The organism is Dolichospermum sp. UHCC 0260, from assembly GCF_009711985.1.
Taxonomy (GTDB): domain Bacteria; phylum Cyanobacteriota; class Cyanobacteriia; order Cyanobacteriales; family Nostocaceae; genus Dolichospermum; species Dolichospermum lemmermannii.
This window is the reverse complement of the sequence record NZ_VIKZ01000021.1, coordinates 1-26,764: the sequence shown is the minus strand read 5'-3', so window position 1 is coordinate 26,764 and position 26,764 is coordinate 1. Positions and strand designations below refer to the sequence as shown.

The window sequence follows — 26,764 nt, the reverse complement described above, 5'->3', positions numbered from 1 at the left end:
CTTTTCAACAAACAACTTAATTTTACACATCAAAAGTTTTAACAATCATGAAGATTTTAGTAACTGGAACGGAAGGTTATCTTGGTTCTTTATTGCCTTCTTTATTAATGCAAAGAGGACATGAAGTTCTTGGTGTTGATACTGGTTTTTATAAGGTTGGTTGGCTATATAATGGCACTCACTTAACAGCTAAAACTCTCAATAAAGATATTCGTGATATCAGTCCTGAAGATTTAGAAGGGGTGGAAGCTATTGTTCATATGGCGGAATTATCTAATGATCCGACTGGACAATTATCTCCTACTATTACTTATGATATTAATCATTTAGGTTCAGTTCGTCTAGCTAATTTGGCAAAAGCAGTAGGTGTCCGTCGCTTTGTTTATATGTCTTCTTGTAGTGTTTATGGTGTGGCTAGTGAAGGTGATATTACAGAATCATCACCAGTTAATCCCCAAACAGCTTACGCCGAATGTAAAACATTAGTAGAAAGAGATGTTCAACCATTAGCTGATGATGATTTCTCTCCTACTTTCATGCGGAATGCTACTGCTTTTGGTGCTTCTCCCAGAATGCGATTTGATATTGTTTTAAACAACTTGGCTGGCTTGGCTTGGACTACCAAAGAAATTAAAATGACCAGTGACGGTACACCGTGGCGGCCATTAGTTCACGCTTTAGATATTTGTAAAGCCATTGTTTGTGCTTTGGAAGCACCCAGAGATATTATTCACAATCAAATCTTTAACGTTGGTGATACAGCGAATAATTATCGAGTTAAAGAAATAGCAGAAATCGTTGCTGATGTCTTTCCCGGTTGTCAATTATCTTTTGGTACTAACGGTTCAGATAATCGCAGCTATCGAGTATCTTTTGAAAAGATTAACACTATTCTTCCCGGATTCAAGTGTGATTGGAATGCTCAAATCGGGGCTAGTCAACTATTTAGTTTGTTCAAGCAAATTGATATGAATGAAGATACTTTCTTATCTAGAGGATTCACCCGCCTCAAACAATTAGAGTATCTAATTCGCACAGAACAAATTGACAAAGATTTCTTCTGGAATAAGCAAGAGAATTATTAATTTCTTCCGAAAATATTGTAAGTTGGGTTGAGCGACAGCAAAACCCAACATGATTAATGATTTGGAATGCACAATGCACACTAGTTCCTTGGAAGAAAATCCCAGATTATCATTAATGATGCGATATGTTTACATCCCAGAGGTTTATCTAAAATTGTTAACTATCGGATATTTTTCTAAATTTTGTCAACAGATGATTCTAGAAAATATCTTCAAACTTAGTGATTGGAAAATATTATTAGGTGCTTTTAGAAGATGGACTATTTTAGCCACAAAGATTCTAATTAGCTACTTGCAATTAGTAAGCAAATTTATCTATCAACGGAATTTTAATCATCAAAAATCAGAAATAAATATCTCACATCTGATAGCGTAGCGTGGCGGAAGCCATGCAATTAAATAAAAGACAAAATCCTTCTGTATTAATCATCTAAAATATTTTTACACCAAAACAATGAACAAACTTTTAACTATTGCTATACCCACATACAATCGTGCAGAATTATTAAATAAACAGTTAGCTTGGTTAGCTAAATCTATCAAAGGTTATGAATCTGAATGTGAAATTATTGTTTCTGATAATTGTTCAGAAGATCATACACAGGAAATAGTTAAGAAATGGCAGTCATTTTTACCAACTACAACATTTCATATCAATAAAAATAGTGAAAATGTGGGCGTAATGAAAAATATTAATTATTGCATTAAAGCAGCAACAAGTAAATATGTTTGGACTATTAGCGATGATGACATTATCGCTGATAAAACGATTTCTTATATCATCAATACCTTAAAGAAAGAGCCAGATTTAGGATTACTAATTTTGAATTTTTCCTGTCGTCATGAAGTAACAGGTGAATTATTATATCAACGCTGTTATGAGCTTGATTATGAACAAGTTGAACATGATGGCAAAGTGACATTTGAGCGTTGTATACAGGAAAATCGCTCTGGTGTCCAACTAATGTCTGCTCAAGTATACAAAACAGAATTAGCTCAAAGCGCTCTACAAAAATGGACTAGTGGTGTCAAAAACTTAGATTATCAAGTCTATTTAACTGGATTTTGTGCTTTTCATGGCAGTGTCAAAATAACCAAAGATAGTTTGTTAGAAAATGCTTTTGGTGCTAGTCATTGGATGGTAAAACCAAAGATATTGCTAAAAATGCAATATACTTATTCACCCGAAGTTAATATCAAACTCAAAGAAATAGGATACTCTAAATTATTTTGTAACCAATTAATTATTCAGCACTTCACTGGCAATAATTGGCGAGTTTTCTTCGGTGCTTTGAGAAGATGGCCGATCATAGCAGTTACCACTATTATTCCTTATTTTGGTTTAGTGGCTACGTCAATTTTGGAAAATATTATTTCACCACAAGAAAGAGAAATGACAATTTACCAATCAAGCAGCTTAGAAAATAAAAAAATATCATGATCCTACCTTTCCCCAAATAAATCCCCAATTAGGATTCAAGGTATAAACGCAACACCAAAACCATTTTTTTATTTCAACAAAAAAAGTTCCTAAATAACCATGATTTTTACCTCTACTAAACTCGCTGGTGCTTTCATTATTGACTTAGAAGAAAAGCCTGATTCTCGTGGGTTTTTTGCTCGGACTTTTTGCGCTGATGAATTTCTAGCTCATGGTTTAAAACCAACAGTTGCCCAATGTAATCTTTCTTTTAATCATAAAAAAGGCACATTGCGAGGAATGCACTATCAAACTCTTCCCGCAGCGGAAACCAAATTAATTCGCTGCACTCAAGGAGCTATTTATGATGTGATTGTGGATATGCGTCCTGAATCTCCCACTTATCTAGCGCATATTGGTGTAGAACTGAGTGCAGAAAATCGTCGCGCTCTTTATGTTCCAGAAATGTTTGCTCATGGTTATCAAGCTTTAACCGATGGTGCAGAAGTTGTCTATCAAGTAGGTGAATTTTACACTCCTGGATATGAAAGAGGTTTACGTTATGACGATCCAATTTTAGAAATTTCTTGGCCATTGAGTGCTACAGAAATGTCTGATAAAGATCGGAATTGGCCTTTACTAGAATCTATTTTAATAGGAGTTTAATCATGATTATTGTTGATAAAGCTTTACAAGCCCGGGCTGCATTAGGTAAACCAGTTAAAGTTGCCATGATTGGGGCTGGTTTTATGGGTCGAGGAATTGCCAATCAAATTATCAATTCTGTGCCAGGAATGGAGTTGGTGGCTATTTCTAATCGTCACATTGATTCAGCCAAACGAGCTTATTTAGAAGCAGGAATTGAGGATATCAAGATTGTTGATAATTTGGCTGATTTAGAAGATTCAGTTGCTCAAAATAAATATGCTATCACTGAAGATGCCATGCTCTTGTGTGAAGCGGATGGCATAGATGCAATCATTGAAGTGACGGGAACAATTGAATATGCGGCTCATTTGGTGATGTGTGCGATCGCTCATGGCAAGCATATCATCCTCATGAATGCCGAACTAGATGGCACAATTGGTCCCATTCTCAAGGTCCATGCAGACCGGGCTGGAGTCGTCCTGAGTGCCTGTGACGGCGACCAACCAGGGGTAGAAATGAACCTGTATCGCTTTGTCAAAAGCATCGGTTTAAAACCCCTCCTGTGCGGTAATATCAAAGGTTTACAAGACCCCTACCGCAACCCCACCACCCAAGCCGGTTTTGCCCAACGCTGGGGACAAAATCCCGCCATGGTAACAAGCTTTGCCGATGGTACAAAAATCTCCTTTGAGCAAGCCATAGTCGCCAACGGCACAGGCATGAAAGTAGCCAAGCGGGGGATGTTGGGATATGACTACACCGGTCATGTGGATGAAATGACCAAAATGTATGATATTGACCAACTGCAAGAATTAGGCGGTATCGTTGATTACGTAGTTGGCACTAAACCCGGTCCAGGAGTATTCGTATTTGCTACCCACGAAGACCCCAAACAACGCCATTACCTCAACCTTTATAAACTCGGTGAAGGCCCCCTCTACAGTTTCTACACCCCCTATCACCTATGCCATTTTGAAGTTCCCCTCTCTGTAGCTCGGGCTGTCCTCTTCCATGATGCTGTGCTTGCACCAATAGCGGGTCCCGTTGTTGATGTCGTCACCACTGCCAAAATTGATCTCACAGCCGGAGAAACCCTTGATGGTATTGGTTATTACATGACCTATGGACAATGTGAAAATTCCCCCATTGTGCAACAAGAAAACCTACTCCCCATGGGTCTAGCTGAAGGATGTCGCTTAAAGCGCGATATTCCTAAAGATCAAGTCCTCACTTATGATGACGTGGAACTACCTGAAGGCAGACTTTGCGATCAATTACGCGCTGAACAAACCGTTTACTTTGCTCCTGCGAAAACTTTAGCACTCACAAAATAATTTTCAAATCAGCAACAAGATAATTCAGAGGTTTCCTGATATTTTCATTTAACCTCTGAATTCACATATATACAATAGATAACAGAGATTATTTTCATAATCTTGTGAGGTTTTGCATGATTCAAGCTCATATTAAACTAGATAAATTAATTGATACAAAATAAGTGATAAAACCTAGTAATGCAACATGAAAAATTAAATTCCTAGAGAATAAATATTAAAACCAATTGTCAATTACCAAATCGTAGGGAATCCGGTATGAAAATAGCTCTCGTCCATGATTACTTAACTCAACGCGGTGGAGCAGAGCGCGTATTTGAATTACTGTGTAAACGCTATCCCGATGCTGACATTTTCACCTCATTATACGACCCGCAGAAAAGTATTGATTTAGGTGAACGAATTATTAATACCACATTTTTGCAAAAAATTCCTGGTGCAACCAAATATTTTCGGATGTTAGCTCCTTTGTATTTTCCTGCATTTCGTTCCTTGGATCTCCAAGATTATGACCTAATTATCAGCAGTAGCACCAGTTTTGCCAAAGCAGTACGGAAAAAACCTGAAGCTAGACATATTTGTTTTTGTCATAATGTTACCCGCTTTTTATGGGACACAGAAACATATTTACGGGAATACGGAGATTATAGATACTTTGCTCCTCTCATCGAAAGAGTTTTTCAAATGATGAGAAATGTAGACCTGAAATATGCTCAAGAACCCGATCTCTACATTGCTAACTCTAGCATTGTTGCCCAGCGAATTCAAAAGATTTATCACAAACAAGCCATTGCTATTAACTATCCAATTGATACTAGCAACTTTGTTTTTTCCGATACCAAAGAAGAATATTACTTGGCATCGGCGCGGATGATAAGTTATAAACGTCTTGATATAATAGTCGAAGCTTTTAATTGGTTAGGCTGGAACTTATTAATATCAGGTGATGGACCAGAACAAGAAAGATTAAAAGCCCACGCATTACCAAACATCCAATTTCTTGGTCATGTTAGTGATAGAGAACGTAAAGACTTATTTTCTAAAGCTAAGTCAATTATTGTTGCAGCTTTAGAAGATTATGGATTAGTTCCAGTCGAGGCAAACGCTAGTGGTACACCAGTTATTGCCTATGGAGCAGGTGGAGTCTTAGATACTCAAATACCAGGGAAAACTGGGGTGTTTTTCAAAAGACAAACACCATGCTCTTTACAAGCAGCAATACTCGAAGCTGGAGGAATAGCTTGGGATTACGAAACTATCCGTAATCATGCTGTTAGCAATTTCTCAGAACAGTCATTCTTTAGTAAAGTTGAGCAAGTTATTGGTAAAACTAGTAGTTCGTCAAATTTATTTTGACGGTTAATGATCGGAAAAAACTTCTGTTTTTCCCTCCCCTACTCCCCCTGCCCCTCTTCTCCCCCTGCTTGCCTTTACCCGTCATTTTTGGATTGACAGACCACTAGTGCAGCATGGCAAAAATAACTAATCATTAAAAATTCCTAGAAAGCTTATATAATTTGCTTTTTTAATTTTTAATTCTGCCCCGCAGTATTAGAGGTGTGCATCGCTAATTCATTTAATTTTTAGGTGTTTGCGTAGTGTATCGCAGATAAGGATAATAAAAGTGGTTCAAACTAGTCTAAATCCCAATATAAATCCAGCATCAGAAACAGAACCAGGTTATGGACAAATGTTTGCAGTAATTCTGCGAAGATTTCCCTGGTTATTATTAGTATTGCTGAGTTCTACTGCTATTGCTGGCATCATCACCTTGAAAACAGAACCCAGCTTCAAAAGCACCATGCAATTGTTAGTAGAACCTAACTATCAAGGCAAGAAAGAAACTGATAACACAGAAAGTCAATTCACTGATACTAATGTGGAGGTAGATACTGCTACTCAATTAAACTTGATGCAGAGTTCTGGACTGATTAAAAAAGCAGTTGATAAACTCAAAGCTGAATATCCAGACTTAACCGTAATGGATTTAAAAAAATCCTTAGTCTTAACTCAAATTAAGAGTCCAGAGGATAAGGTTGCCACTAAAATATTTCAAGTTGATTATACCAGTAACGATCCAGGAAAAACCCAAAAAGTCCTGCAAACAATACAGCAAGTTTATTTAGAATACAACAAACAACAGCAAAATTCGCGGTTACAAAAAGGTCTCCAAGTCATTAGAGAGCAATTAAGAAAAGCGACAGATGAAGTAACTGTTTCCGAAGCAAATCTACAAAGGTTTCGCAGAAATCAAAATCTAATTGATCCAGATGCTCAGGCTAAAACCGTAGAGACAACTTTAAATACTGTCCAACAGGAACGACAAGCAACTCGTTCTTTGTATGAAGAAGCTTTAGCAAAGCAAAAATCTTTGCAAGTACAACTGAATCGTTCTCCACAAAACGCCTTAGTTTCTTCTCGTTTGAGTCAGTCTACCCGCTACCAAGGCTTACTCAACGAAATCCAAAAAACCGAACTGGCTTTAGCACAAGAACGCTTACGTTTTACTGATGATACTCCCGGCGTTCAAAAATTGAACGAACAACTACAAAGTCAAAAACAACTTTTACAAAAAGAAGTCAGCAGAACTTTAGGAGAAAGCACTAATCCTGTCTTTAGTTCTGGAGATAATCTTTTAGCACAAGGACAACTTGGACAAATTGATCTGAATCTCACAGGTCAATTGGTAGAAACGCAAACTACTATAGTTGCATTAATCGCCCGCGATCAAACTTTAGCCGCAAAAGAGAAAGAATTACAAGCAGACCTCAAGCGTTTTCCTTCTCTATTAGCTTATTACAATCGCATCCTGCCCCAACTACAATTTAGCAGAGAAAGATTAGAACAATTATTAAGAGCCGAACAAAAATTACGCCAGGAACTTTCTAAAGGCGGATTCAATTGGGAAGTGGTAGAAGAACCACAAGAAGGTTCTCAAACTGGACCTAACATGAGACAGAATCTCTTATTAGGAGGAGTCATTGGCTTAATGTTAGGAGGGGCTGCTGCCTTCATTCGTGAAGCATCTGATGACGCTGTACATACTACTGCGGAATTAGAAAAACAGGCTGCTCTCCCCTTATTAGGAACAACTCCTAAATTGCCACCTGCTAGACCCAGAGAATCAATGATAAAATTGCCATTTGGCAAACCAGAAGTTCTTGCTCCTTGGACAATTCAAGTATTGCAATCTTCTCCCCGCTGGGAATCACTTGATCTCATTTACAAAAATATCGAACTGCTGAATAAAGTCTCAGATTTAAGATCATTAATGGTAACATCAGCATTACCAGATGATGGTAAATCAGCTTTGGCATTAGGTCTAGCCATGAGTGCGGCTCGTCTACATAAAAAAGTCTTACTAATTGATGCTAATTTACGCGATCCTAATCTGCACAAACAATTAAATCTTCCTAATGAACAGGGACTTTCCAGTTTATTAGAAAGTGAAGTTAATCTGCCTAATCATATTAGTGTTCCTTACTCTGGATCATCTTACATTGATATTTTGACAGCCGGACCAATCCCGACAGATCCTGCCCATCTTTTGAGTTCTCCCCGCATGATCCAATTGATGGCTGCATTTGAAGAAAATTATGATTTGGTAATCATAGATGCCCCCTCAGTGCTTGGTTTAGTGGATGCTATGCTCACAGCATCCTCTTGTCGAAGTGTGGTAATGATGGCCAGCATGGGTAAAGTAACGCGTACCCAACTTAATCAAGCCACAAGGATGTTGAGTAAGTTAAATTTGATTGGTGTTGTGGCTAATGGTGCATCTCCATCTGATAGCACCTATGTACCTTATGTCAAGCCAAAACAATTGGTTTTACAACCGGCAATGGAAGAATAAACCAGAATATTTGCTCAATATTTAACCAGCTACGATAGATTTACCCCTGCACTTGACAGGGGTTTTTGCATTTGAACAACAAGATTAAAGATCCCCAGCTTCTTTAAGAAGTGGGGGATCTAAGTTGAGGAACTAATCCGCTCTAGAGTTATTTTTATTTACCTGATAAGCAAACTATAAGATGTTTTATAAACACAAAATGTTGGTTAATTTTATTTAGTTACCATTAATTCATTTTACCATATCTTAATATTGTGAAGAAAAAAGTAATATTTATTTAAAGAGTGAATAAAGAAGTTGTTTCTTGATGATTTATTTATCAAGAGTCTTATATTGTAGAGATTGAAACCCATCATCTAACTTTCAAAGACAAGAGCAAATAAATTCAGAAATCAAAGCGGATTCCTATATGTATTTTAATATAAACAAATTTTACAAGGAGGAACGCTGGTTAGTCATAAAAGTTAAATCTGCTTATCTTTAATGTATTTTTTACGATTGAGAAAATTTTAATTTCCTGATCGTACAGATCAAGTCAATCTTTTACTACTTTATCACTTTTAATCTATGCCAATTTCAGTCATTTCTAGTCTAAATAATAACTCTATTATACCTCAGTCATCTGAAAATTTTAACTTCCTATCATGTACCTTGCAATGGCGGAGAGGAAAGTTATTGGTGAAAGCTTCTGAAAAATTGCCACAGCCCCATTTAGCTGCACTAGAAAATGAAGCATCGTTAATAGAATGCTTAAAACATTCTCCAGTTAGTTTAGTGAGCATAGATCCAAAAATTGGTGATTCTTTATTAAAAGTTTGGGCAAATGCTTGTCAAAAAGCTAATAAGCCGATATTTATAAACATTTCTGTTTATCGAAAATCGTCAAAAAAAGGTAATCAAATTTTCAGGAATTTACGAATCATCATTGATTGGACTTGGGCTTTATTTCTGCTGCTGTTTATGAGTCCAGTCATACTAGGAGGATTGATAACTATTCAAATATATTCTCCCAAATTGTTGTTTGATTATGAGTGGTATGTGGGAGAAAATAAACAACTTTTTCGAGCTATTAAATTTAGCCCAACAGCTAAACATGAAATGACTAATTTAATTGTTGTATTAGGTACATTTTTTCTAAATAATTTATCTAATGGATTGAATCTATTTCAAGGAAAATTTTGCCTACTTAATAATCGTTGTTTGTCTTTAGAAGATGCGGTTAAATTAAGCTTAGAAGCCCAGAGCAAAAAGTTAAATCAAAAACATAACTTCAGCGGTGCATGGCAAATAGAGAATAAGGTTAATTTGCCTATAGTTTAGAATAAATATATTCACTCTGTGTTTTTAAGCGCTTTTATCTAATTGATGAATACTTCCTGTTCTCATATTGATAACTATGAATTATGTACCTAAGTAAAAAATAAAAACTACCATGCAAACAGCGATTTGTACCGTATTTGAAAAAGACTATCATTATGGTGTGGGGGCTTTAGTAAATTCCTTATATCACCACGGGTTTCGAGGCATAATTTGGGCTGGTTATCGGGGAAATGTGCCACCTTGGGCTAAGTCTTTGAAAACAGAAAATGGTTATCAAGAGTTTTCTTTAGGTGAAGGTTGTGCAATCCGATTTGTCAAGCTAACAACTCCAAAACATCTAGGTTTTTATAAACCTGATTTTATGTCCCAATTATGGGAAAATTACTGTCCAGATATTGATGCCTTATTTTACTTTGATCCTGATATTGTCAATAAATGTGAGTGGGATTTTTATGAAAATTGGGTAAGTCGGGGAATTGCTCTTTGTGGTGATTCTTGGTATTTTGTTCCGGCAAATCATCCTAAACGGTTAGCATGGAAAGAATTTGCTCAAAACAATGGTTTTACTTGTGACCGTGAGTTAGATTATCACTACAATAGTGGCTTCATTGGAGTTCATAAAAATTACAAATCTATCTTGAAACTTTGGCAGCAATTAGAAGAATTGGGTGAGATGGCAGGATATGCCAATTTAGACGATCTTTATAACGATAATACCTTTCATCATTACCCATATCTTTATGGAGACCAGACTTATTTAAACTTAGCATTGATGTTGACTAATTATCCTTTAAGTACAGTTGGACCAGACGGTATGGATTTTGTTCCTGGTGGTACTATCATGTCTCACGCCACAATTCCAAATATTAAACCTTGGCGGAAAAAACTGCTGCTTAGTGCTTTAGAAGGTAGCTCTCCCACCATAACTGATAAATTATATTGGCAACATAGTCAAACACCTATTCGACTTTATTCAATGGCAAAAATACTATGGCAGAAATTTGAAATTCTCTGTGGTTCTGCTCTTGGTCGTTTTATTCGTCGCGCTCCTATGTAAGCATATTTATTTTCTTGAGATTGATGCTTATGTGCTTAATTATCAAAATTATTGGTCAAAATTTTTATGGATTCCAAATTTCTACCGTCAACAGTGAAAATCTTTCAAGCTACAAGTTTGTGGCAAAATAATCGGGTAATATTACGAGAATTTAAACACTTTCGAGTTGTGGCTATTTTAGCTATCGTATTTTCGGCTTTAGCTGCCAGTTTTGAAGGGTTTGGTTTAGGATTTTTGCTGGTGTTTCTGCAAAGCTTAACTACTCCTGGGGCTGAACCTGTGAAAACAGGAATAGGCTGGTTTGATATTTTGATTTTAGGAATTAATGCTTCCGCAACAGAGCGATTATATCGAATATCAGCTTTAATTGTTGTTACAACCTGTATGCGAGCATCCTTCAATTATATAGGACAGATTTGCATTCAGTTTAGTGAAATAAGTTTAGTAGATAATCTCCGTAAACGAATTTTTCAACAGTTAGAGGCTCAAACTCTTAATTATTTTAGTCATAAAAAATCTGGAGAATTAGTTAATACACTCACCAGTGAAATGGAGAGAATTAGGCAGATTTTTGGTGGACTAGCTTTTTTAATCACTAGAAGTTTTACACTGATTGTCTATTCTATTTCCTTGTTTATTCTTTCCTGGAAACTGACTATAGTTTCTATTTTGCTATTTAGTCTTTTAGCGGTGGCATTATCCACTCTAAATAAACAAATTAGAGAACGTAGTTTTACTATTACTACTGCTAATGATAACTTTACGGCTAGGGTGCTAGAGTTTATCGAAGGTATTCGCACAATTCATGCTTTTTCTACTCAAGAATTTGAGCGAAAACGGTATTATCAAGCCAGTGAAAAAATTGTTAATACGTGGAAAAGTGTTTATTGGATTTCTTTGATAGTTAAGCCTTTGGCTGAAAGTATATCTACGCTAATTCTAATTAGTATGATTATTGTGGCTTTAACCACAGGATTAATGAAAGTTTCAGCTTTGTTAACTTTCTTTTTTGTCCTGTTCCGCATTATCCCTATGACTCAAGATTTGAATGGAGTCGTGGCTTTTTTAAGTACCCAAGCGGGAGCAGTGGAAAATATCAAGGAGTTGTTAAAAACTGATGATAAAATCTATTTTCAAAATGGCGCACTCAGATTTCCTGGTTTTAAAAGATCAATTGATTTAGTATCGGTAGATTTTGATTATAGTCCTGATCAACGAGTTTTACATAATATAACTCTCTCCATTAAGCAAGGGGAAATGACGGCTTTAATTGGTTCATCTGGGGCTGGAAAAACCACACTTGCAGATTTAATTCCTCGTTTTCATGATGCGACTGATGGCTATATTTATATAGATGAAGTTGATATTCGCAAATTTGACATTAACTCTCTGCGTTCTCAGATAGCAGTTGTTAGTCAGAATACATTTATTTTCAATACTTCTGTTTGGAATAATATTGCTTATGGGACACCAACAGCTACAGCAACAGAGATTAAAGAAGCTGCACGATTGGCAAATGCTTTAGAATTTATTCTAGAAATGCCGGAAGGTTTCGATACGCAATTAGGAGATAGAGGTGTGCGGTTATCAGGTGGACAAAGACAAAGAATTGCGATCGCTCGCGCATTGCTGAAAAACCCCGAAATCCTGATTCTAGATGAAGCTACAAGTGCTTTAGATTCTGTGTCTGAGCGGTTAATTCAAGAATCCTTAGAAAAGCTATCTGTTGGCCGCACAGTAATTGCGATCGCTCACCGTCTTTCTACTATAGCTAAAGCAGATAAAGTTGTGGTTTTAGAACAAGGAAAAATCGTAGAACAGGGAGCATATCAAGAGTTACTTCAACAACGTGGTAAGTTTTGGCAATATTATCAAATTCAAAATGAAGTGAGATAAATAATGCTCAGGATTTCACTAATTACTAATTGATTTCAAAAGTTAATTCTAAATGGTAATCAGAATAAAAATGTTTTGTTTATTTTGAAGAACAAGGAATGAAAAAACATGAGACATGAACAGTTAACTAACTTTAATGGTAAAATATATTTTTTCTGTTTACCTAGAGGAGAAGGTGGAAAAGAAGATCAATTTCAGCATTTGCTGATTTGTTTAGGAGAAGGCTTTCGAGAATTAGGAATATCCTTTGTTTCTAATATCAATTACTGGCAAGAGTCAACGGAAAAACAAGAATATCTCTTTCGTCATGATCCAGCTATCACAACCGATGACTGTTCTATCGTCGTATTTAGTAATAATTGGTTCAATATTAATCATCCTCTGCCAGATAATTTATTTCATGCAGAACGAAAATATTTAACCGTTTATTTAGATGGTAATGATAACGATAAAGATTATCATAAATTACCAGAATATAAACAATTTGATTTCATTCTCAAGACCCATTCCAATCACCATCTAAATTATCTAGATAATTTTTATCCCTGGTCTTTTGGACTGAGTAACCGAATCTTACATGAATTGAAAGAAATACCAAATTTCCAGGATAAAAAAAGACAAATACTCATTAATTTTCGACATTGGCAAACTGGTCATCCCGTCAGAAATATTAGTTCTAGCCTATTAATCCCAAAAATTAGTGATATTTTCCAAATCAATAATACTGTTGATAACCAAGCTGAATATCCAACTGAAACCTATCATCATCTCCATTGGTTACAAACTGGTAAACGTCATTATCCAAATTACTATAACCGCCTCAAATATTCAACCGCTTGTGCTTGTTTCGGTGGTTTTTTTGTCCCTGCTTGGCCTAAAAATTCAGGTGGTTTAATTAATCGGAATATTCAGCGGGTAATCAAAAAATTGCGGTTAAAATCAAATACAATTCTACAATGGGATAGTTGGCGATTTTGGGAATCTTTAGCCGCAGGATGTGTGACATTTCATGTTGATTTTGAAAAATATGGGATTACTTTACCTGTAATGCCTGAAAATTGGCGACATTATATTGGTGTAGATTTAGATAATGTTCAAGCCACAATAGATAGAATTACAGAAAATCCCGAAATTCTGGAATATATTGCTCAAGAAGGAAGAAGTTGGGCAATTAAAAATTATAGTCCTGCCCCTACAGCTTTGCGTTTTTTAGAGATAGTTTCCCAAAAACAAACAACAACTAAAAGTAGTTTATTTTCTCATCCTACAGTCAACTACAGTCAATGTTAAATATTAACTCCTCCGAACCTTTGGTAAGCGTGATTATCCCCACCTATAATCGCCCAGAATACCTGAAACAAGCAATTAATAGTGTCGTTAAACAAACTTATCAAAATCTAGAAATTATCGTTTCTGATAATTGCAGTTCTGAAAATCCTCAAGCACTAGTTGAATCATTTCAAGATTCACGAATTAAATTTTGGCGACATGAGCAAAATATTGGGATGTTAGCTAACCAGTTTCATGGTTTTAAAATTGCCACAGGTAAATATGTGGCTAGTCTCCATGATGATGATATGTGGAATGAGGATTTTTTATCGAAACTTGTTCCCAATTTAGAAGCAAATCCCGATTTAATTTTGGCATTTTGTGACCAATATATTATAGATGGTGATAGTAAAATTAATATTGCTGCCACTGAAAACAATACCCGCAGTTATAAACGTGACCAAATCACTCCCGGAGTTCATGAAAATTTTACTCAAATTGGCTTAATTGATAAAAGTATTCCCACTGCGGCTGCTTGTGTAATCAGAAATGGAGTGCTTAATTGGAATAATATTCCTTCAGAGGTTGACGGAATGTGGGATTTATATTTAACATATCTTTGCTGTATTTCTGGTTATGGAGTTTACTATGTTCCCGAAAAATTAACCAAATATCGAGAGCATGAACAAACTGATACTATGCTCAGTGGTAGTCGCAATGTTCAAGCAAAAATCCGTAAAGGTAAAAGTGAGCTATTCTGTTATCAAACCTTTATGAAAGATCAACAGTTACAAGAATTTAATTCCTACTTTAAAACCAAATGGTTAGAAGCTAATACAACTTTAGGAATTGGCTTATTACGAGATCAAAAAATTACAGATGCTCGCCGTCATTTTTGGCAAACTTTAAGTGAGCAAAAATTTAATTTACGCACTTTAGTCGCTTTAATTATCAGTTTTATTCCTACCAATTTAACGAATAAAATTTGGAACATTTCCTAATTTAGTAAATTACAAGAGGTTATGAGTGAAAATTTGTATTGTTACCCACAAAATCAGAAAAGGCGATGGTCAAGGCAGAGTTAATTATGAAGTGGTTCAAGAAGCCATTCGTCGTGGTCATGATCTGACATTATTAGCTAGTGAAATTGCCCCAGAGTTATCTGAAAATAATGCTGTTAGTTGTATTTATATTCCAGTAGAAAGGTATCCTACTGAATTTATTCGCAATTTCATCTTTGCTAAAAAAAGTGCCGATTGGTTGCGTAAAAATCGAGCTAATTTGGATTTAATTAAGGTCAATGGCGCGATTACTATGGGGGCAAGTGATGTGAATGCCGTGCATTTTGTACATGGTTCTTGGTTGAAATCGCCTGTGCATATTTCCCATAACCGTAAAGATTTGTACGGGTTATATCAATGGTTATTTACTGCGGCTAATGCTTATTGGGAAAAACAAGCTTTTTGCCAATCTAAAATTATTATTGCTGTCTCAGAAAAAGTTGCCCAAGAATTAGTAAATATTGGTGTACCTCGTTTACAAATTCGGGTGGTTGCTAATGGTGTAGACTTACAAGAATTTGCTCCCGGTGTCAGTTCTCGGACGGCATTAGGATTACCTGAAAATGTCAATTTGGCCTTATTTGCAGGTGATATTCGGATTTCCCGGAAGAACTTAGATACTGTACTTCATGCTTTGGTAAAAGTTCCTAAATTACATTTAGCAGTTGTCGGTGGTACTCAAGATAGCCCTTATCCGGCAATGGCAAAAGCATTAAATATTAGTGAACGAGTGCATTTTTTAGGTTATCGCCATGATATGCCCCAAATTCAACGGGCATCAGATTTATTTGTGTTTCCGTCCCGTTATGAACCCTTTGGACTTGTAGTGATTGAAGCGATGGCTTCAGGTTTGCCCGTGATTACCGCCACTACTACTGGTGCGGCTGATTTAGTTAATCCCGACTGTGGCATCGTTTTAGACGATTGTAATGATGCTAATGCTTTAGCAGAGGCGCTGGAGTTGTTAAATAGCGATCGCTCACTGCGTCAACAAATGGGTAAAATTGCCCGGACTATTGCCGAGCAACATAGCTGGTCAACAATGGCACAAACCTATCTAAATATATTTGAGGAGTTAATCACCCATGAGAAACACAGTTCTCATCCCCACCTATCGCCGTCCTCAAGACCTAGCCCGGTGTCTGAAAGCACTGCAACAGCAAACTAAATCAGTTGATCAGGCGATCGTTGTTGTCAGAGATACAGACACAGAAACCCAGCAATTCCTCCACCAATTTCCGCCCCATCTCCTCCCCTTACAGATTGTCACCGTCACCCAGCCGGGAGTCGTCGCCGCCCTCAACGCCGGACTAGCACAAGTACAGGGAGACATTCTTTCCATCACCGATGATGATGCCGCCCCCCACCCGGATTGGTTAGCCAAAATTAATACTCACTTCAGCGTTAATTATACCATTGGTGGCGTAGGTGGTCGTGATTGGGTGTATCAAGGAGACAAATTAGAAAATGGTTCCCGTCCCATAGTTGGTAAATTGCAATGGTGCGGGCGTGTCATTGGCAACCATCACTTAGGAGTAGGCGCACCCCGTGAAGTTGATGTTCTCAAAGGTGTGAATATGAGCTTTCGTACCCAGGCGATTGGCAAATTGCGATTTGATGACAGAATGCAAGGAACGGGCGCACAGGTACATTTTGAAATGTCCTTTGCCCTCACCCTCAAACGCGCTGGATGGAAAATGATTTATGATCCCAGCATTGCAGTAGATCACTATCCCGCCCAAAGATTTGATGAAGATCAACGCCACAACTTTAACGACACCGCATTAATTAACCTAGTCCACAACGAAACCTTAATTTTATTAGAACATCTTTCACCCCTGCGTCAAATTGTATTTTTATCCTGGTCAATTTTAGTTGGGACAAGAGAAAGTTTAGGAATATGTCAATGGCTGAGACTATTTCCCCAACAAAAAGAAATTGCCAGTAAAAAATTGCGAGCATCCTTACAAGGAAGATGGTTAGGATATCAAAAATATAGAAAGATAGGAAATCACCATCTTGTAGGAGTCAGGAGTCAGGAGTCAGGAGTCAGGAGTTAAGAATCTTTATCCGCGTTCATCTGCGTTCATCTGCGTTCATCTGCGTTCAATACCTCTTTAAATACTCCTTCCTAATACAAAATAGGCAAACATAGAGAATGATTTCCAAACCAATACTTTTCAATACAGTTTTAAAAGAACAATTTTCTCCCCAAGATCGATCTGCCCAAAGTTGGATGATCATTCTTGCTTTTATCCTCCTGATCACAGCTTGCTACTTTACCAGTACAGGTAGTTTACGCCTCGTTTTTCCCGCCACTGCTTTTCTAGTAGCGGCGTTTTTATACTTGCGGCATCCCATTCACTATATCGGCTTCACCTGGTGGATATGGTTTCTCACCCCCTTAATCACTCGTTTAGTTGACTATAAAATTGGCTGGGACCCCACCAGACAAATGTTAATTGCACCTTATTTAGTCGTATTCCTGACAATATTCACCTTTTTAAAACATCTACCTAGCAGTCTTCGTCAAGGGGGACTGCCATTTCTTTTAGCTGCTATAGGAGTTTCTTATGGATGTTTAATAGGTTTAATTTACAATCAACCACTCCCTGTAGTTCGGAGTTTTTTAGATTGGTTAAGTCCGATAATTTTTGCTTTTCACCTATTTTCTAATTGGCGAGATTATCCCAGTTATCGTCAACATCTGCAAAGAACATTTATTTGGTGTGTACTCATCCTGGGAGCTTACGGTGTCTATCAATTTGTTGTCGCTCCTGAATGGGACAGATATTGGCTAATCGAATCTAAAATGTTTACCAGTGCTGGACAACCAATTCCTTTTGGAATGCGCGTCTGGAGTACATTACACTCACCTGGACCATTTGGAACTGTTATGCAGACTGGATTACTATTATTATTTACCAGCACCGGTCCGTTAATTTTCCCCGCTTCTGCTGTAGGTTATTTATCATTTTTACTTTCCCAAGTGCGAACAAGTTGGGGCGGTTGGTTATTAGGAATTATTATGATTTTTGGTTCAGTAAAACCCCAGATTCAAATGCGATTAATTACTATAATTTTAGTGATGACAATCTGTGTTATTCCCTTGGTAACTATTGAACCGCTTTCTAAAGTCATTACCACTCGATTTGAAAGTTTTTCTAATCTGGAAGAAGATGGTAGTTTTAGAGATAGATCCGCAACTTATGACAGAAACCTGAATTTAGCTCTTTCTAATGTTGTCGGTAACGGCTTTGGAAATATCTGGAAAGTAAATGAAAAAACTGGACAAATAGAAGTGATTGTTATTGATAGCGGCATTTTAGATATGTTTTTTACCTTGGGTTGGATTGGTGCTATACCCTATATTAGTGGGTTAGTATTAATGCTGATTACCGTTAGTAATTATACAGAAGGTCGTTTTGATAGTTTTCTCAGTGCTGCCCGCGCTATTGGTATCAGTTCTTGCGCTCAGTTAATTATCTATAGCGGGATGTTGAGTATTGCCGGGATGATTATGTGGGGATTTTTGGCAATGGCTATGGCCGGACATAAATACTACAGCAGACCGCAGAGTTGAATTAAAACCCCTTCTTAGAAGTTGTTTGAAAAGTATTAGATGAAACCAATAATTTCCAAAAACCTAACCCCCCAGCCCCCTTCCCTGCCAGGGAATGGGGGTTTCAAAGCCTCTCCCCGCGTCGGGGAGAGGTTTGGAGAGGGGTTTATTTATACATTAAAAACTTTTCAAACATCCTCTTAGAGTTTAAAAATTTTAGGCGACTAGAAGTCGCTACTACACAAACAAAGTCCACCTGCGTGGACTAATGAAAAATCAACCCACGCAGGTGGGTTTTGCCCGTGTAGCCGCGACTTCTAGTCGCCAGCTTTTCACATTTTATTGATAAATTATGATAAAATTTAGTATAAATATTTCCTGTATGAAAAGTAGTTAAACTATTAAACAAGAGGTTAAATACCATGTTAAAAATACAACCTCCAACTATAATTGATTTTCAACCAGCAATTGCTGCTAAAGATAAAGATGATAAATATATTTTGATCATAGATGTGAGATTTTCCGCTATGTATTCTTCCCCGGATCTTAATATCTTAAAAATGGAAGAATACCAGCATATTCCTTTTTTAATGTTTGTTAATTCTAATGTCATGAGAATCTTTAAGAGTCCAACTTTTGTAGAAGTAGCAAGATTGGACACGAAAAAGGTTTTAGAACATTATGATGCAGGCAGTATTGAAGGCATCATCTATCAATCTACTTTAATAACTTTAACTCAATCATGGTTAAGAGATTTAGCTTATCATTGGAAAAGTGAAACCCCTCCTTACATTGAGGAAATGAAGGAAATTGGCTTATTTACTCTTTTGTTTGATGGTACAACAGAGGAGTTAGACTTATTATGATTATTTATTTAGAAACTAATTCAATTATGGCAATTGCCAAAGGAAGAAACAAAGAATTAGAAGATTTTGTCTATCATTCTTCAGGAAACTTAAAATTTGTTATTCCTAGTATTTGTTTAATGGAAACCCTGGTAGCGATAGAAAGAGAAGAAAAACGTAGTCAATCTTTTTCTCAAACTATTCAAATAGAAATGAATGAAGGTAAGAGAAATAAAGGATTAACTAATTCTCAATCTTTTGCCAATTATTTAGAACTTTGTTTGATTGATTATGGAAAAGTATTACGAGATTTTAGAAAGCGTTTTTTGAATATTCTCGAATATTTAAAAAATCATTGTGAATTGATTGAACCAAGCATTAAAATGTTAGAAGCTACTTTAACTAATCCTTTGCTACCTGGGAAAAATCAAAAAAGAGATGATTTTATTTTACAGGTTATTTTAGCTCATGCTGAAAATAATTTATCAATTAACAAAGCTTTTTTTAGTGAGAATACTAAGGAATTTGGTAATACTAATATTCAACAGATATTAGCTAATTTGGGAATTAATTATTTTAGTAAGATACCTAATTTAGAAGGATGGTTAAATAAACAATAAAAAATGCTAACTTACATGATTAATCTGCAAATTCTTCTAATGGGGCATCAAAATTATCAGCAATAGAAATAATATCTTTATCTGTACCAAATAAAGGAGGACGTTGAGATTTAGATTTGAGTGCAGTTAGTTTTAACAATGGTTGGTGATTTTCGGTAATAATAATTTCTTCTCCGTTTAACGCTAGATGGAATAATTCTGATATTTGGTTAATTGCTTGTGTGACTTCTATAGAAGACATAGTGAGTGATTTTCATGCAATTTTGTAATTTTGAGATGATTATAGCATTTTTTATAAAAAAATAACGTAGGGGTTTAGCATTGCTCATTGGTGTCAACTTAGGCTAAAAATGCCTGATCTGTTGGCTTCCACACCCGCCCAGAAATGAATTTCCGGGCTAATAACCAAAGTCTACTAAAGTAGACTAAAGATTTTCAGGATATTCAGTCATCTTCAGATGACTTTTGCTATTAGACTGGGAATTCATTCCCAGGCGGGCTATGGATTTTACGTTAAGTTGACACCAATGAGCATTGCTGAACCCCTACCCATATATAAAAATTTGAAAACGAATTTATATCTAATCTGAATAATCCTAACATTTGAAATTAGTTATCCAAAAAAGCTATCATCACCGTTTATTGTATCTTGTCTTTCTCCACAAACTGCACAGAATAAATTACGTTCCCATTTAGCCCCATACCAACGTAAGACAGAAGGTGTTTTTGATCCATATTCCATCTTAGGCCAACTTTCATAAGTATTATCTCGGCGATTAGCCCAAATATAAAAATCTGCAATTAAATCTTCTTCTAAAGACTTAATACCACTATCTTTACCACGAGATAATTCAACTAATGCCAATTTAACAATCATATTTGATATAGGCAAAATATCAGAAGATAAACCTACTTGAACGGTTGCTTGTAATTCATCATCAGGGACATAAGCAGGATTATCCTCTCTAGCTTGTCGAAACTGAGAAACTTCTTCTTGACGAGATTCCAAAAAATCCTTAGTAAAAACACAGGCTAAACAAGGTCCTGCAAAAGGACGAACTCTTAAAACATCTCCACCACAAGCACGAGTTAACGCTCTCCCAAAAATAGTAGGTATTTTATATTCCAGTGCAATACTATTGAGATTAAAGCGACTACGATTATTATCAGTTGCAGCAATAATTAAATCACAATCTTTGAGTAAAAGTTTAGTCTGATCTAGATTAGTATTAATATCTATTTCAGCAGTTCCTACTTGGAGATAAGGATTTTTGCCATATAATAAATCTCGAACAGCTTTAGTTTTATAACGTCCTAAATCACCTGTTCCACAAGTATGACGAGCTACATTTCCTAACTCTACGCGATCAAAATCAATTAAGACAAAATTACCAACTCCCGCTTTAGCCAATTCTATTGCTACGGAAGAACCACCACTTCCTAATCCTACTATTCCAACCTTGAAATCTTCAAGCAATGAAGTTTCTAGCAAACCTTGGCTTCTGGAATAAAGCTCAGAACGCTCAGGAATAAATTTTACAATTCCTTCAACCAAATACCCATCAGGTTGCTTAATAAAAACACGATGTTGTAATTTATCTCCTTCAATTGTGAATAAAACTATAACATTATAAGATGGTTTTCCATGTTGATATAGTCTTGTATTGACAATTTCGTTAACCACATTCAAGACTTCATCATTATTTCCAAACTGTGGTAAAAATTGAATAATTGAAGTAACAGGAATACCTGCAAAATGAGCTTTAGGTTGTGAGGTATATACATGAAATACTTCTCCCTCATCAAATCCAAAAGCTATTGCAGGCACTTGATTAATTTGGGATACTTTCCACCTTTGATAAATAGTTGAAATTTGGTCTTCGTGCATATATACAAAAGAAGTTTCTCCAAAAAAACCTTCTTTAGCAATGTTATCAGCTACTACAGCATCAGGATTAGATGGTCTTTCATTCTTCCTTTGCACAACTAACTCACTCGTCATAGGATCAAATATTAGTTGCTGATCTGGAGGTGTTTTTCCCCCCAGAACAGTTTCTTGTAGAAAATTATGAACTTCTTGAATAACATTTGTAACTTCTAGGGCAGTTTCAACTATTTCAACAGTACCCCTTATGACTTCTATGAATTCTTGCATTTGTTCTTCACTCATAATATTAAATTCACTTCTTTTTGACTAAACAATGTAATCTTTTTGTGGAGATATACAAAAGAAGTTTCTCCAAAAAAACCTTCCTCAGCAATGTTATCAGCTACTACTGCATCAGGATTAGGTAGTCTTTCATTCTTTTGTTGCACAACTAACTCACCCGTTGTAGGGTCAAAAACTAGTTTTTGATCTTCAGGAGTCTCTCCTGCTAGAACTGTTCTTTGTAAGTAATTTTGAACTTCTTGAGATTCTGCTTGACTCATAATTTTGCTTTTTTCTTAATCTTGTGTTTACTGCATATGTGATAAAAAAGCGTCAATTGGTTGACCTGTTCTTTTGTGTCCTTCGAGTGCTTCTAACCAAATACGACCTTTAAGAACAACTTTATATAAAGTTATATTAGGCAACCAATCTCGATAGTGGCAAATCTTCAAATACCCATCTCTGGGAGTTAAAGTGTGCATACTACTACTTGTTTCATGTCGTTTCATATCTTGTCCTTGATAACCTTTTAACGGATATGGATAGATAACAACCATATCTGGTAAAGAGTTAGGAAAATCAGAAGGAACATAAACTCGAAGTTTATAGACATTACCTACATTGGTTTTTACTTCTCCTTCAATTCTTGTATTATTAGAATCAATGGGGTTAATCCAGCTAAATTGAGGAAAATAGGTGTTTAGAATTTCCTTTTCCAATGCTAACCTTTGACGCTGTAACTGATTCCATGACATGATTATTTACTCCATTCACCATTGTAATATCTTTGGATACAAGCTTCGATTTGCCTCACAACTTGAGACTCTCCATTCCAATCTTTTATTTCCGATGATGGACGCTCATTAAGCTTTATTTTCGGTGAAGATTGAGGGAAATTATTAGGAATATCAACACGCCATTTATCAGCCGTTACATATCCATATCTATCATTAGGATTTTGCTCAAATGTAAAATAAATTTCTTCCGATGGAGTACGGAACATTTCACAGTTTTTATAACTGCTTCTTAAAAAATCAAAAATTTCTTTTAATAAAGCCTTACCTCTCTTTGTTGAATACCATATATCGTTGGATATTTCAATTGGTTCAGTAGAAATTAATCTTTGTTCTTCTAATGTTGTTTTGTAAACGTTCCAGTTTTTATTAGGTCTACAAGTCCTCAATAAACTTGGATTATCGCCCAAACTTAATCCTTGACGAATTGGACTTTTATCAGGTAATACTACCCAAGAGCCTGTTTGATAACTAGGAGATGAAGGAGTAAATAAAAAAGCGCCAACATTAACTATATATTTACTTCCGACAATTTCCCTTTCTGAATGTAAATTAGCAATACATAGCAAAAACTTAGGAAAGTTGTATTGCCTTAAGGCGTTAAAAACAGTCTGTTCATCACCCCCACTAGGTCGTGCTAATCCCATCTGATGATGAGAGTGCCATTCTCCAATATGCTGAAGGCCATGTTTCTGTCTGAGAATTTCTCCTGCTTTAATTAAATGTTCTCTATCTTGATAAAAACTAGTTTGATTATGTCTGCTAGTTTTTCCAGGACCTAGAACAAACTGAACAACAGGAAAACCTGAATGAGTCCAAAAGCCAAATAAATCTCCACCTGTTTCTAAGTTGGGATATTCTTGAACCCATCCTGCAATGTGTTCTAACTCTTGTTCATAAATAAGGGTTTTAAACTGATTCACTTGTCCTCTTCTGGTAATTTCTATCAGTATATAAGTTTGGTAATTGTCACTTGCCTTGTCTTTGCATAATTATTGCACAAGCACAGTAAGCTTAATACTGCTAAAATACTTCATTTCCTACCCAATTTTGTAAAAAAATATTAATCCAAACCCTTGAAAACCCTTGATAATTCAACCCCAGACTAGGCTAAAATAGCTGTAATCCTAACTATACGGGCATTTATGACTGTTACAGAAGTGTTACAAATAGTTGATGAATTAGTCTTTAAACACACCGGAAACCACCTGAACGACTTACAACGAAGTGCTGTTCAAGGCATTTGGCACGGTAAAATCTATAGTGACATTGCCGATGAATTTGGCTATGAAAGCGAAAATCATATTGGAAATGTTAGTCGTGAGTTATATAAAATTCTGGGAAAAGAATTAGGTGAAGATGTTACTAAATCTAATTTTCGTTGGTCTATCGAAAGATTAGCAAATTCATTTAATCAGCAAATTCTTGGGATAGGAATCAAAAATCATGTGAATTGGTGTCCAAATAACCCAGATCATCAAAAACAAGCAATTAATTATGAAGATAAAATCAAACAAAAAACATCTTATATTAACCTCAAACAATCACTAAAAATAACCCATTTTCACGGACGAACCAATGAACTAACAACCCTATCTAAATGGGTAGAAAACTCCAATACCCGTTTAATCTCAATCTTGGGAATTTCCGGTATTGGTAAAAGCACATTAGTGAAACACTTTCTTGATACTCACATAATACCATTTGATGTAATTATCTGGAAAAATCTTAAATTATCTAATTCTTTAAATTCTATCCTTACAGAAATACTCACCGAATTAAATGTAAATAGCAAAGATATCAATACCAATAACTTCTTAAATCAATCCTTAGAATTATTTAATCAAAAACGCTGCTTAATTATTCTCGATAACCTAGAAGAAATATTTACCCCTCAACAATATTCAGGACAATATAAACCTGAATATCAAGATTATAAAACTTTCTTACAAATGATTACAGAAATTGAACATGAAAGTTGTTTAATTCTCATCAGTCAGGAAAAATGCCAAGAAATGATTTCTTTAGATAGTGAACTGTATCCAATTCATTCTTTAGAATTATCAGGTTTAAATAGTGCAGCTACAGAGATATTAAAAAATCAAGGATTAAAAAATGAGGAGAATTGGTTAAACTTAATTAATTTATATGAAAGTCATCCTAAATATTTACAGTATATCAGTATTTTAATTAAAGATGTCTTTCAGAGTGAAGTTGCTGAATTTATCAAAGAAAATAGTTTAATTTTAACAGAAGATTTTAAAACTCTGTTTGATTTAATATGGATGAGATTATCTGAAGTTGAAAAAGAGATATTATTAAAAATTAGTCAAAATGATCAACCTATATCTAGAGATGAGATAAAACAGTTTTTATCATTGTCATCAATGGATATAATTAACGGGTTACAATCATTAACAAGAAGATTTTTAGTATCCAAATTAGAAAATGATCAAAAACTATATACTCTTTCCCCCATTTTTAAAGAATATCTCAGAATTTATCATCATTAATTATACTCCCTTCCTCTTGCTATTGGCATCTGGACTGTGAGAAAATTATTTATGCAGCATCTCAGCACAAAAGGCTATGGACTGATAGAATGTGTTCACTTTCATAGCTAAGTTGCTTATAAATGAGGTATTTATGAATCAAATTCATCGGGTGGCGATTGTTGGGGGAAATCACGGTAATGAGTTAACGGGAGTTTACTTGGTTAAAAAGTTTCAGCAATATCCCCATTTAATTCATCGAGGTAGTTTTGAAACTTTATCATTACTTGGTAATCCTAAAGCTATTGCTGCACGGACAAGATATATTGATACGGATCTGAATCGTTGCTTTAATCAAGATAAATTATCAAGTTCAAAAATCTCAAGTTACGAAGAATTAAGGGCGCGAGAAATTCAACAAATATTACAACCAGAAAATCAAAAATCTGTAGATACAATTATTGATGTACATACGACTACTGCCAATATGGGATTATGTATTATTCTGGGAAATTGGCACCCTTTCCTGCTCAAATTAGCTGCGGATTTGAGTGCAGTTAATCCTTTGGTGAAGGTTTATATTCATGAACAACCTCAAGGTAGTGGTTTTCTACGTTCTTTGTGTGATTTGGGTTTTGCAATTGAAGTTGGTGCTGTACCCCAGGGGATTTTAAATGCGGAATTATTTCAACAGACTGAACAACTTATTTATAGTGTTTTAGATTATTTTGAAGACTATAATCAAGGAAAAGATTTACCCAAAAATAATACACTAACAGTCTATAAATCAATTGGTGTGATTGATTATCCGAGAAATGAAGTAGGGGAAATTCAGGCGATGATTCACCCCCAACTTCAATTCCAAGATTATGAACCTTTACATCCTGGTGATCCTATTTTTCTGACTTTCACAGGAGAAGAAATTTTCTATCAAGGAAATTCCACTGTTTATCCAATCTTTATTAATGAAGCTGCCTATTATGAGAAAGGAATTGCGATGCACATTAGCGAAAAAGAATTAATTAAGATTGGCTAATTCTCTGGTTTCCATGACTCTGATGATATTGTCTTTTCTCATTAATTCACGATATATATTTAGTGTTTCTTCATTCACTCTTGCGGCACTAAATCTTTCTAAATTTTGTTGGGCGCGGAATTTCCACTGATCTAAAAGTTGGCGATCGCTCAATAATTGTGTCAAAGTATTAGCTAAGGCTGGAATATCCTTGGGTGGCACTAAAATCCCCGCTTGACTATAATCTAAAGTCTCAGGAATACCATCTACATCACTGGCTATAATCGCACAACCAGCTTCCCGCGCTTCCGTTAGCACTAAGCCAAAAGATTCGCAATGTGAAG

At 35.7% G+C, this 26,764-nt stretch carries 25 protein-coding genes; 19 read left to right on the top strand and 6 right to left on the bottom strand.

Annotation, left to right across the window (positions count from 1 at the left end; all coding sequences use genetic code 11):
- Positions 1 to 47: 47 nt before the first annotated feature.
- From FJR08_RS10285 to FJR08_RS10205, 17 genes are all read left to right on the top strand, one after another.
- Positions 48 to 1,085 carry an NAD(P)-dependent oxidoreductase gene (locus FJR08_RS10285; RefSeq protein WP_168633104.1) on the top strand — a complete coding sequence of 346 codons (1,038 nt, stop codon included), beginning with the start codon at positions 48 to 50 and terminating at the stop codon, positions 1,083 to 1,085.
- A 73-nt stretch (positions 1,086 to 1,158) separates the two neighbouring features.
- On the top strand, positions 1,159 to 1,461 hold the full coding sequence (locus FJR08_RS10280) for a hypothetical protein (RefSeq protein WP_217357506.1): 303 nt from the start codon (positions 1,159 to 1,161) through the stop codon (positions 1,459 to 1,461).
- A 78-nt stretch (positions 1,462 to 1,539) separates the two neighbouring features.
- Positions 1,540 to 2,526 (top strand): glycosyltransferase family 2 protein, encoded by a 987-nt coding sequence (locus FJR08_RS10275; RefSeq protein WP_168633103.1) that lies wholly within the window; start codon positions 1,540 to 1,542, stop codon positions 2,524 to 2,526.
- A 99-nt stretch (positions 2,527 to 2,625) separates the two neighbouring features.
- Positions 2,626 to 3,171 (top strand): dTDP-4-dehydrorhamnose 3,5-epimerase, encoded by a 546-nt coding sequence (gene rfbC / locus FJR08_RS10270; protein WP_039204310.1) that lies wholly within the window; start codon positions 2,626 to 2,628, stop codon positions 3,169 to 3,171.
- Between the two features lie 2 nt (positions 3,172 to 3,173).
- Positions 3,174 to 4,487: an NAD(P)H-dependent oxidoreductase gene (locus FJR08_RS10265; RefSeq protein WP_168633102.1), complete on the top strand. Its 1,314-nt coding sequence runs from the start codon at positions 3,174 to 3,176 to the stop codon at positions 4,485 to 4,487.
- 258 nt (positions 4,488 to 4,745) lie between these two features.
- Entirely contained in the window at positions 4,746 to 5,843 is a 1,098-nt protein-coding gene (locus FJR08_RS10260) for a glycosyltransferase (RefSeq protein ID WP_148759698.1), read from the top strand.
- Between the two features lie 268 nt (positions 5,844 to 6,111).
- Entirely contained in the window at positions 6,112 to 8,340 is a 2,229-nt protein-coding gene (locus FJR08_RS10255) for a GumC family protein (protein ID WP_168633101.1), read from the top strand.
- Between the two features lie 567 nt (positions 8,341 to 8,907).
- On the top strand, positions 8,908 to 9,660 hold the full coding sequence (gene hepC, locus FJR08_RS10250; protein WP_015078011.1) for a heterocyst development glycosyltransferase HepC: 753 nt from the start codon (positions 8,908 to 8,910) through the stop codon (positions 9,658 to 9,660).
- 112 nt (positions 9,661 to 9,772) lie between these two features.
- Entirely contained in the window at positions 9,773 to 10,717 is a 945-nt protein-coding gene (locus FJR08_RS10245; RefSeq protein WP_015078012.1) for a hypothetical protein, read from the top strand.
- Positions 10,718 to 10,783: 66 nt separating this feature from the next.
- On the top strand, positions 10,784 to 12,613 hold the full coding sequence (gene hepA, locus FJR08_RS10240) for a heterocyst formation ABC transporter subunit HepA (protein ID WP_168633099.1): 1,830 nt from the start codon (positions 10,784 to 10,786) through the stop codon (positions 12,611 to 12,613).
- A 108-nt stretch (positions 12,614 to 12,721) separates the two neighbouring features.
- The gene (locus FJR08_RS10235; RefSeq protein ID WP_168633098.1) at positions 12,722 to 13,903 is read left to right on the top strand and encodes a glycosyltransferase family 1 protein; all 1,182 of its coding nucleotides are present in this window, start codon (positions 12,722 to 12,724) and stop codon (positions 13,901 to 13,903) included.
- Positions 13,897 to 14,883 (top strand): glycosyltransferase family 2 protein, encoded by a 987-nt coding sequence (locus FJR08_RS10230; protein ID WP_168633097.1) that lies wholly within the window; start codon positions 13,897 to 13,899, stop codon positions 14,881 to 14,883. The genes FJR08_RS10235 and FJR08_RS10230 overlap by 7 nt, the downstream gene beginning before the upstream one ends.
- Before the next feature lie 25 nt (positions 14,884 to 14,908).
- On the top strand, positions 14,909 to 16,111 hold the full coding sequence (locus FJR08_RS10225) for a glycosyltransferase family 4 protein (protein ID WP_168633096.1): 1,203 nt from the start codon (positions 14,909 to 14,911) through the stop codon (positions 16,109 to 16,111).
- On the top strand, positions 16,029 to 17,003 hold the full coding sequence (locus FJR08_RS10220) for a glycosyltransferase family 2 protein (RefSeq protein ID WP_168633095.1): 975 nt from the start codon (positions 16,029 to 16,031) through the stop codon (positions 17,001 to 17,003). The genes FJR08_RS10225 and FJR08_RS10220 overlap by 83 nt, the downstream gene beginning before the upstream one ends.
- Positions 17,004 to 17,101: 98 nt before the next feature.
- Positions 17,102 to 18,526: an O-antigen ligase family protein gene (locus FJR08_RS10215; RefSeq protein ID WP_168633094.1), complete on the top strand. Its 1,425-nt coding sequence runs from the start codon at positions 17,102 to 17,104 to the stop codon at positions 18,524 to 18,526.
- 401 nt (positions 18,527 to 18,927) lie between these two features.
- Entirely contained in the window at positions 18,928 to 19,371 is a 444-nt protein-coding gene (locus FJR08_RS10210) for a hypothetical protein (protein WP_168633088.1), read from the top strand.
- On the top strand, positions 19,368 to 19,970 hold the full coding sequence (locus FJR08_RS10205) for a PIN domain-containing protein (RefSeq protein WP_015078020.1): 603 nt from the start codon (positions 19,368 to 19,370) through the stop codon (positions 19,968 to 19,970). The genes FJR08_RS10210 and FJR08_RS10205 overlap by 4 nt, the downstream gene beginning before the upstream one ends.
- 19 nt (positions 19,971 to 19,989) lie before the next feature.
- Here FJR08_RS10205 and FJR08_RS10200 read toward each other — a convergent pair whose 3' ends face one another.
- The 5 genes from FJR08_RS10200 to FJR08_RS10180 all read right to left on the bottom strand — a co-directional run bounded on the left by FJR08_RS10200 (position 19,990) and on the right by FJR08_RS10180 (position 23,836).
- Positions 19,990 to 20,211 carry a type II toxin-antitoxin system Phd/YefM family antitoxin gene (locus FJR08_RS10200; protein ID WP_015078021.1) on the bottom strand — a complete coding sequence of 74 codons (222 nt, stop codon included), beginning with the start codon at positions 20,209 to 20,211 and terminating at the stop codon, positions 19,990 to 19,992.
- A gap of 372 nt (positions 20,212 to 20,583) precedes the next feature.
- Complete coding sequence (locus FJR08_RS10195) at positions 20,584 to 22,140, bottom strand: ThiF family adenylyltransferase (RefSeq protein ID WP_217357505.1); 1,557 nt, start codon at positions 22,138 to 22,140, stop codon at positions 20,584 to 20,586.
- Positions 22,137 to 22,400 carry a hypothetical protein gene (locus FJR08_RS10190; RefSeq protein ID WP_168633087.1) on the bottom strand — a complete coding sequence of 88 codons (264 nt, stop codon included), beginning with the start codon at positions 22,398 to 22,400 and terminating at the stop codon, positions 22,137 to 22,139. Before FJR08_RS10190 ends, FJR08_RS10195 begins: the two co-directional genes overlap by 4 nt.
- A gap of 27 nt (positions 22,401 to 22,427) precedes the next feature.
- The gene (locus tag FJR08_RS10185; protein ID WP_168633093.1) at positions 22,428 to 22,874 is read right to left on the bottom strand and encodes a hypothetical protein; all 447 of its coding nucleotides are present in this window, start codon (positions 22,872 to 22,874) and stop codon (positions 22,428 to 22,430) included.
- Positions 22,875 to 22,876: 2 nt separating this feature from the next.
- Positions 22,877 to 23,836, bottom strand: a complete 960-nt coding sequence (locus FJR08_RS10180) for a Mov34/MPN/PAD-1 family protein (protein ID WP_168633092.1) — start codon at positions 23,834 to 23,836, stop codon at positions 22,877 to 22,879.
- Positions 23,837 to 24,058: 222 nt separating this feature from the next.
- Between FJR08_RS10180 and FJR08_RS10175 the strand changes: the two genes are divergently transcribed.
- Positions 24,059 to 25,426, top strand: coding sequence for an NB-ARC domain-containing protein (locus FJR08_RS10175; RefSeq protein ID WP_168633091.1), 1,368 nt, complete (start codon positions 24,059 to 24,061; stop codon positions 25,424 to 25,426).
- 133 nt (positions 25,427 to 25,559) lie between these two features.
- Entirely contained in the window at positions 25,560 to 26,441 is an 882-nt protein-coding gene (locus FJR08_RS10170) for an aspartoacylase (RefSeq protein ID WP_168633090.1), read from the top strand.
- Here the strand turns inward: FJR08_RS10170 and FJR08_RS10165 are convergent.
- On the bottom strand, positions 26,424 to 26,764 hold a 341-nt coding region (locus FJR08_RS10165), incomplete at its 5' end, for a glycosyltransferase (RefSeq protein WP_168633089.1). The two genes, FJR08_RS10170 and FJR08_RS10165, sit on opposite strands and share 18 nt — an antisense overlap.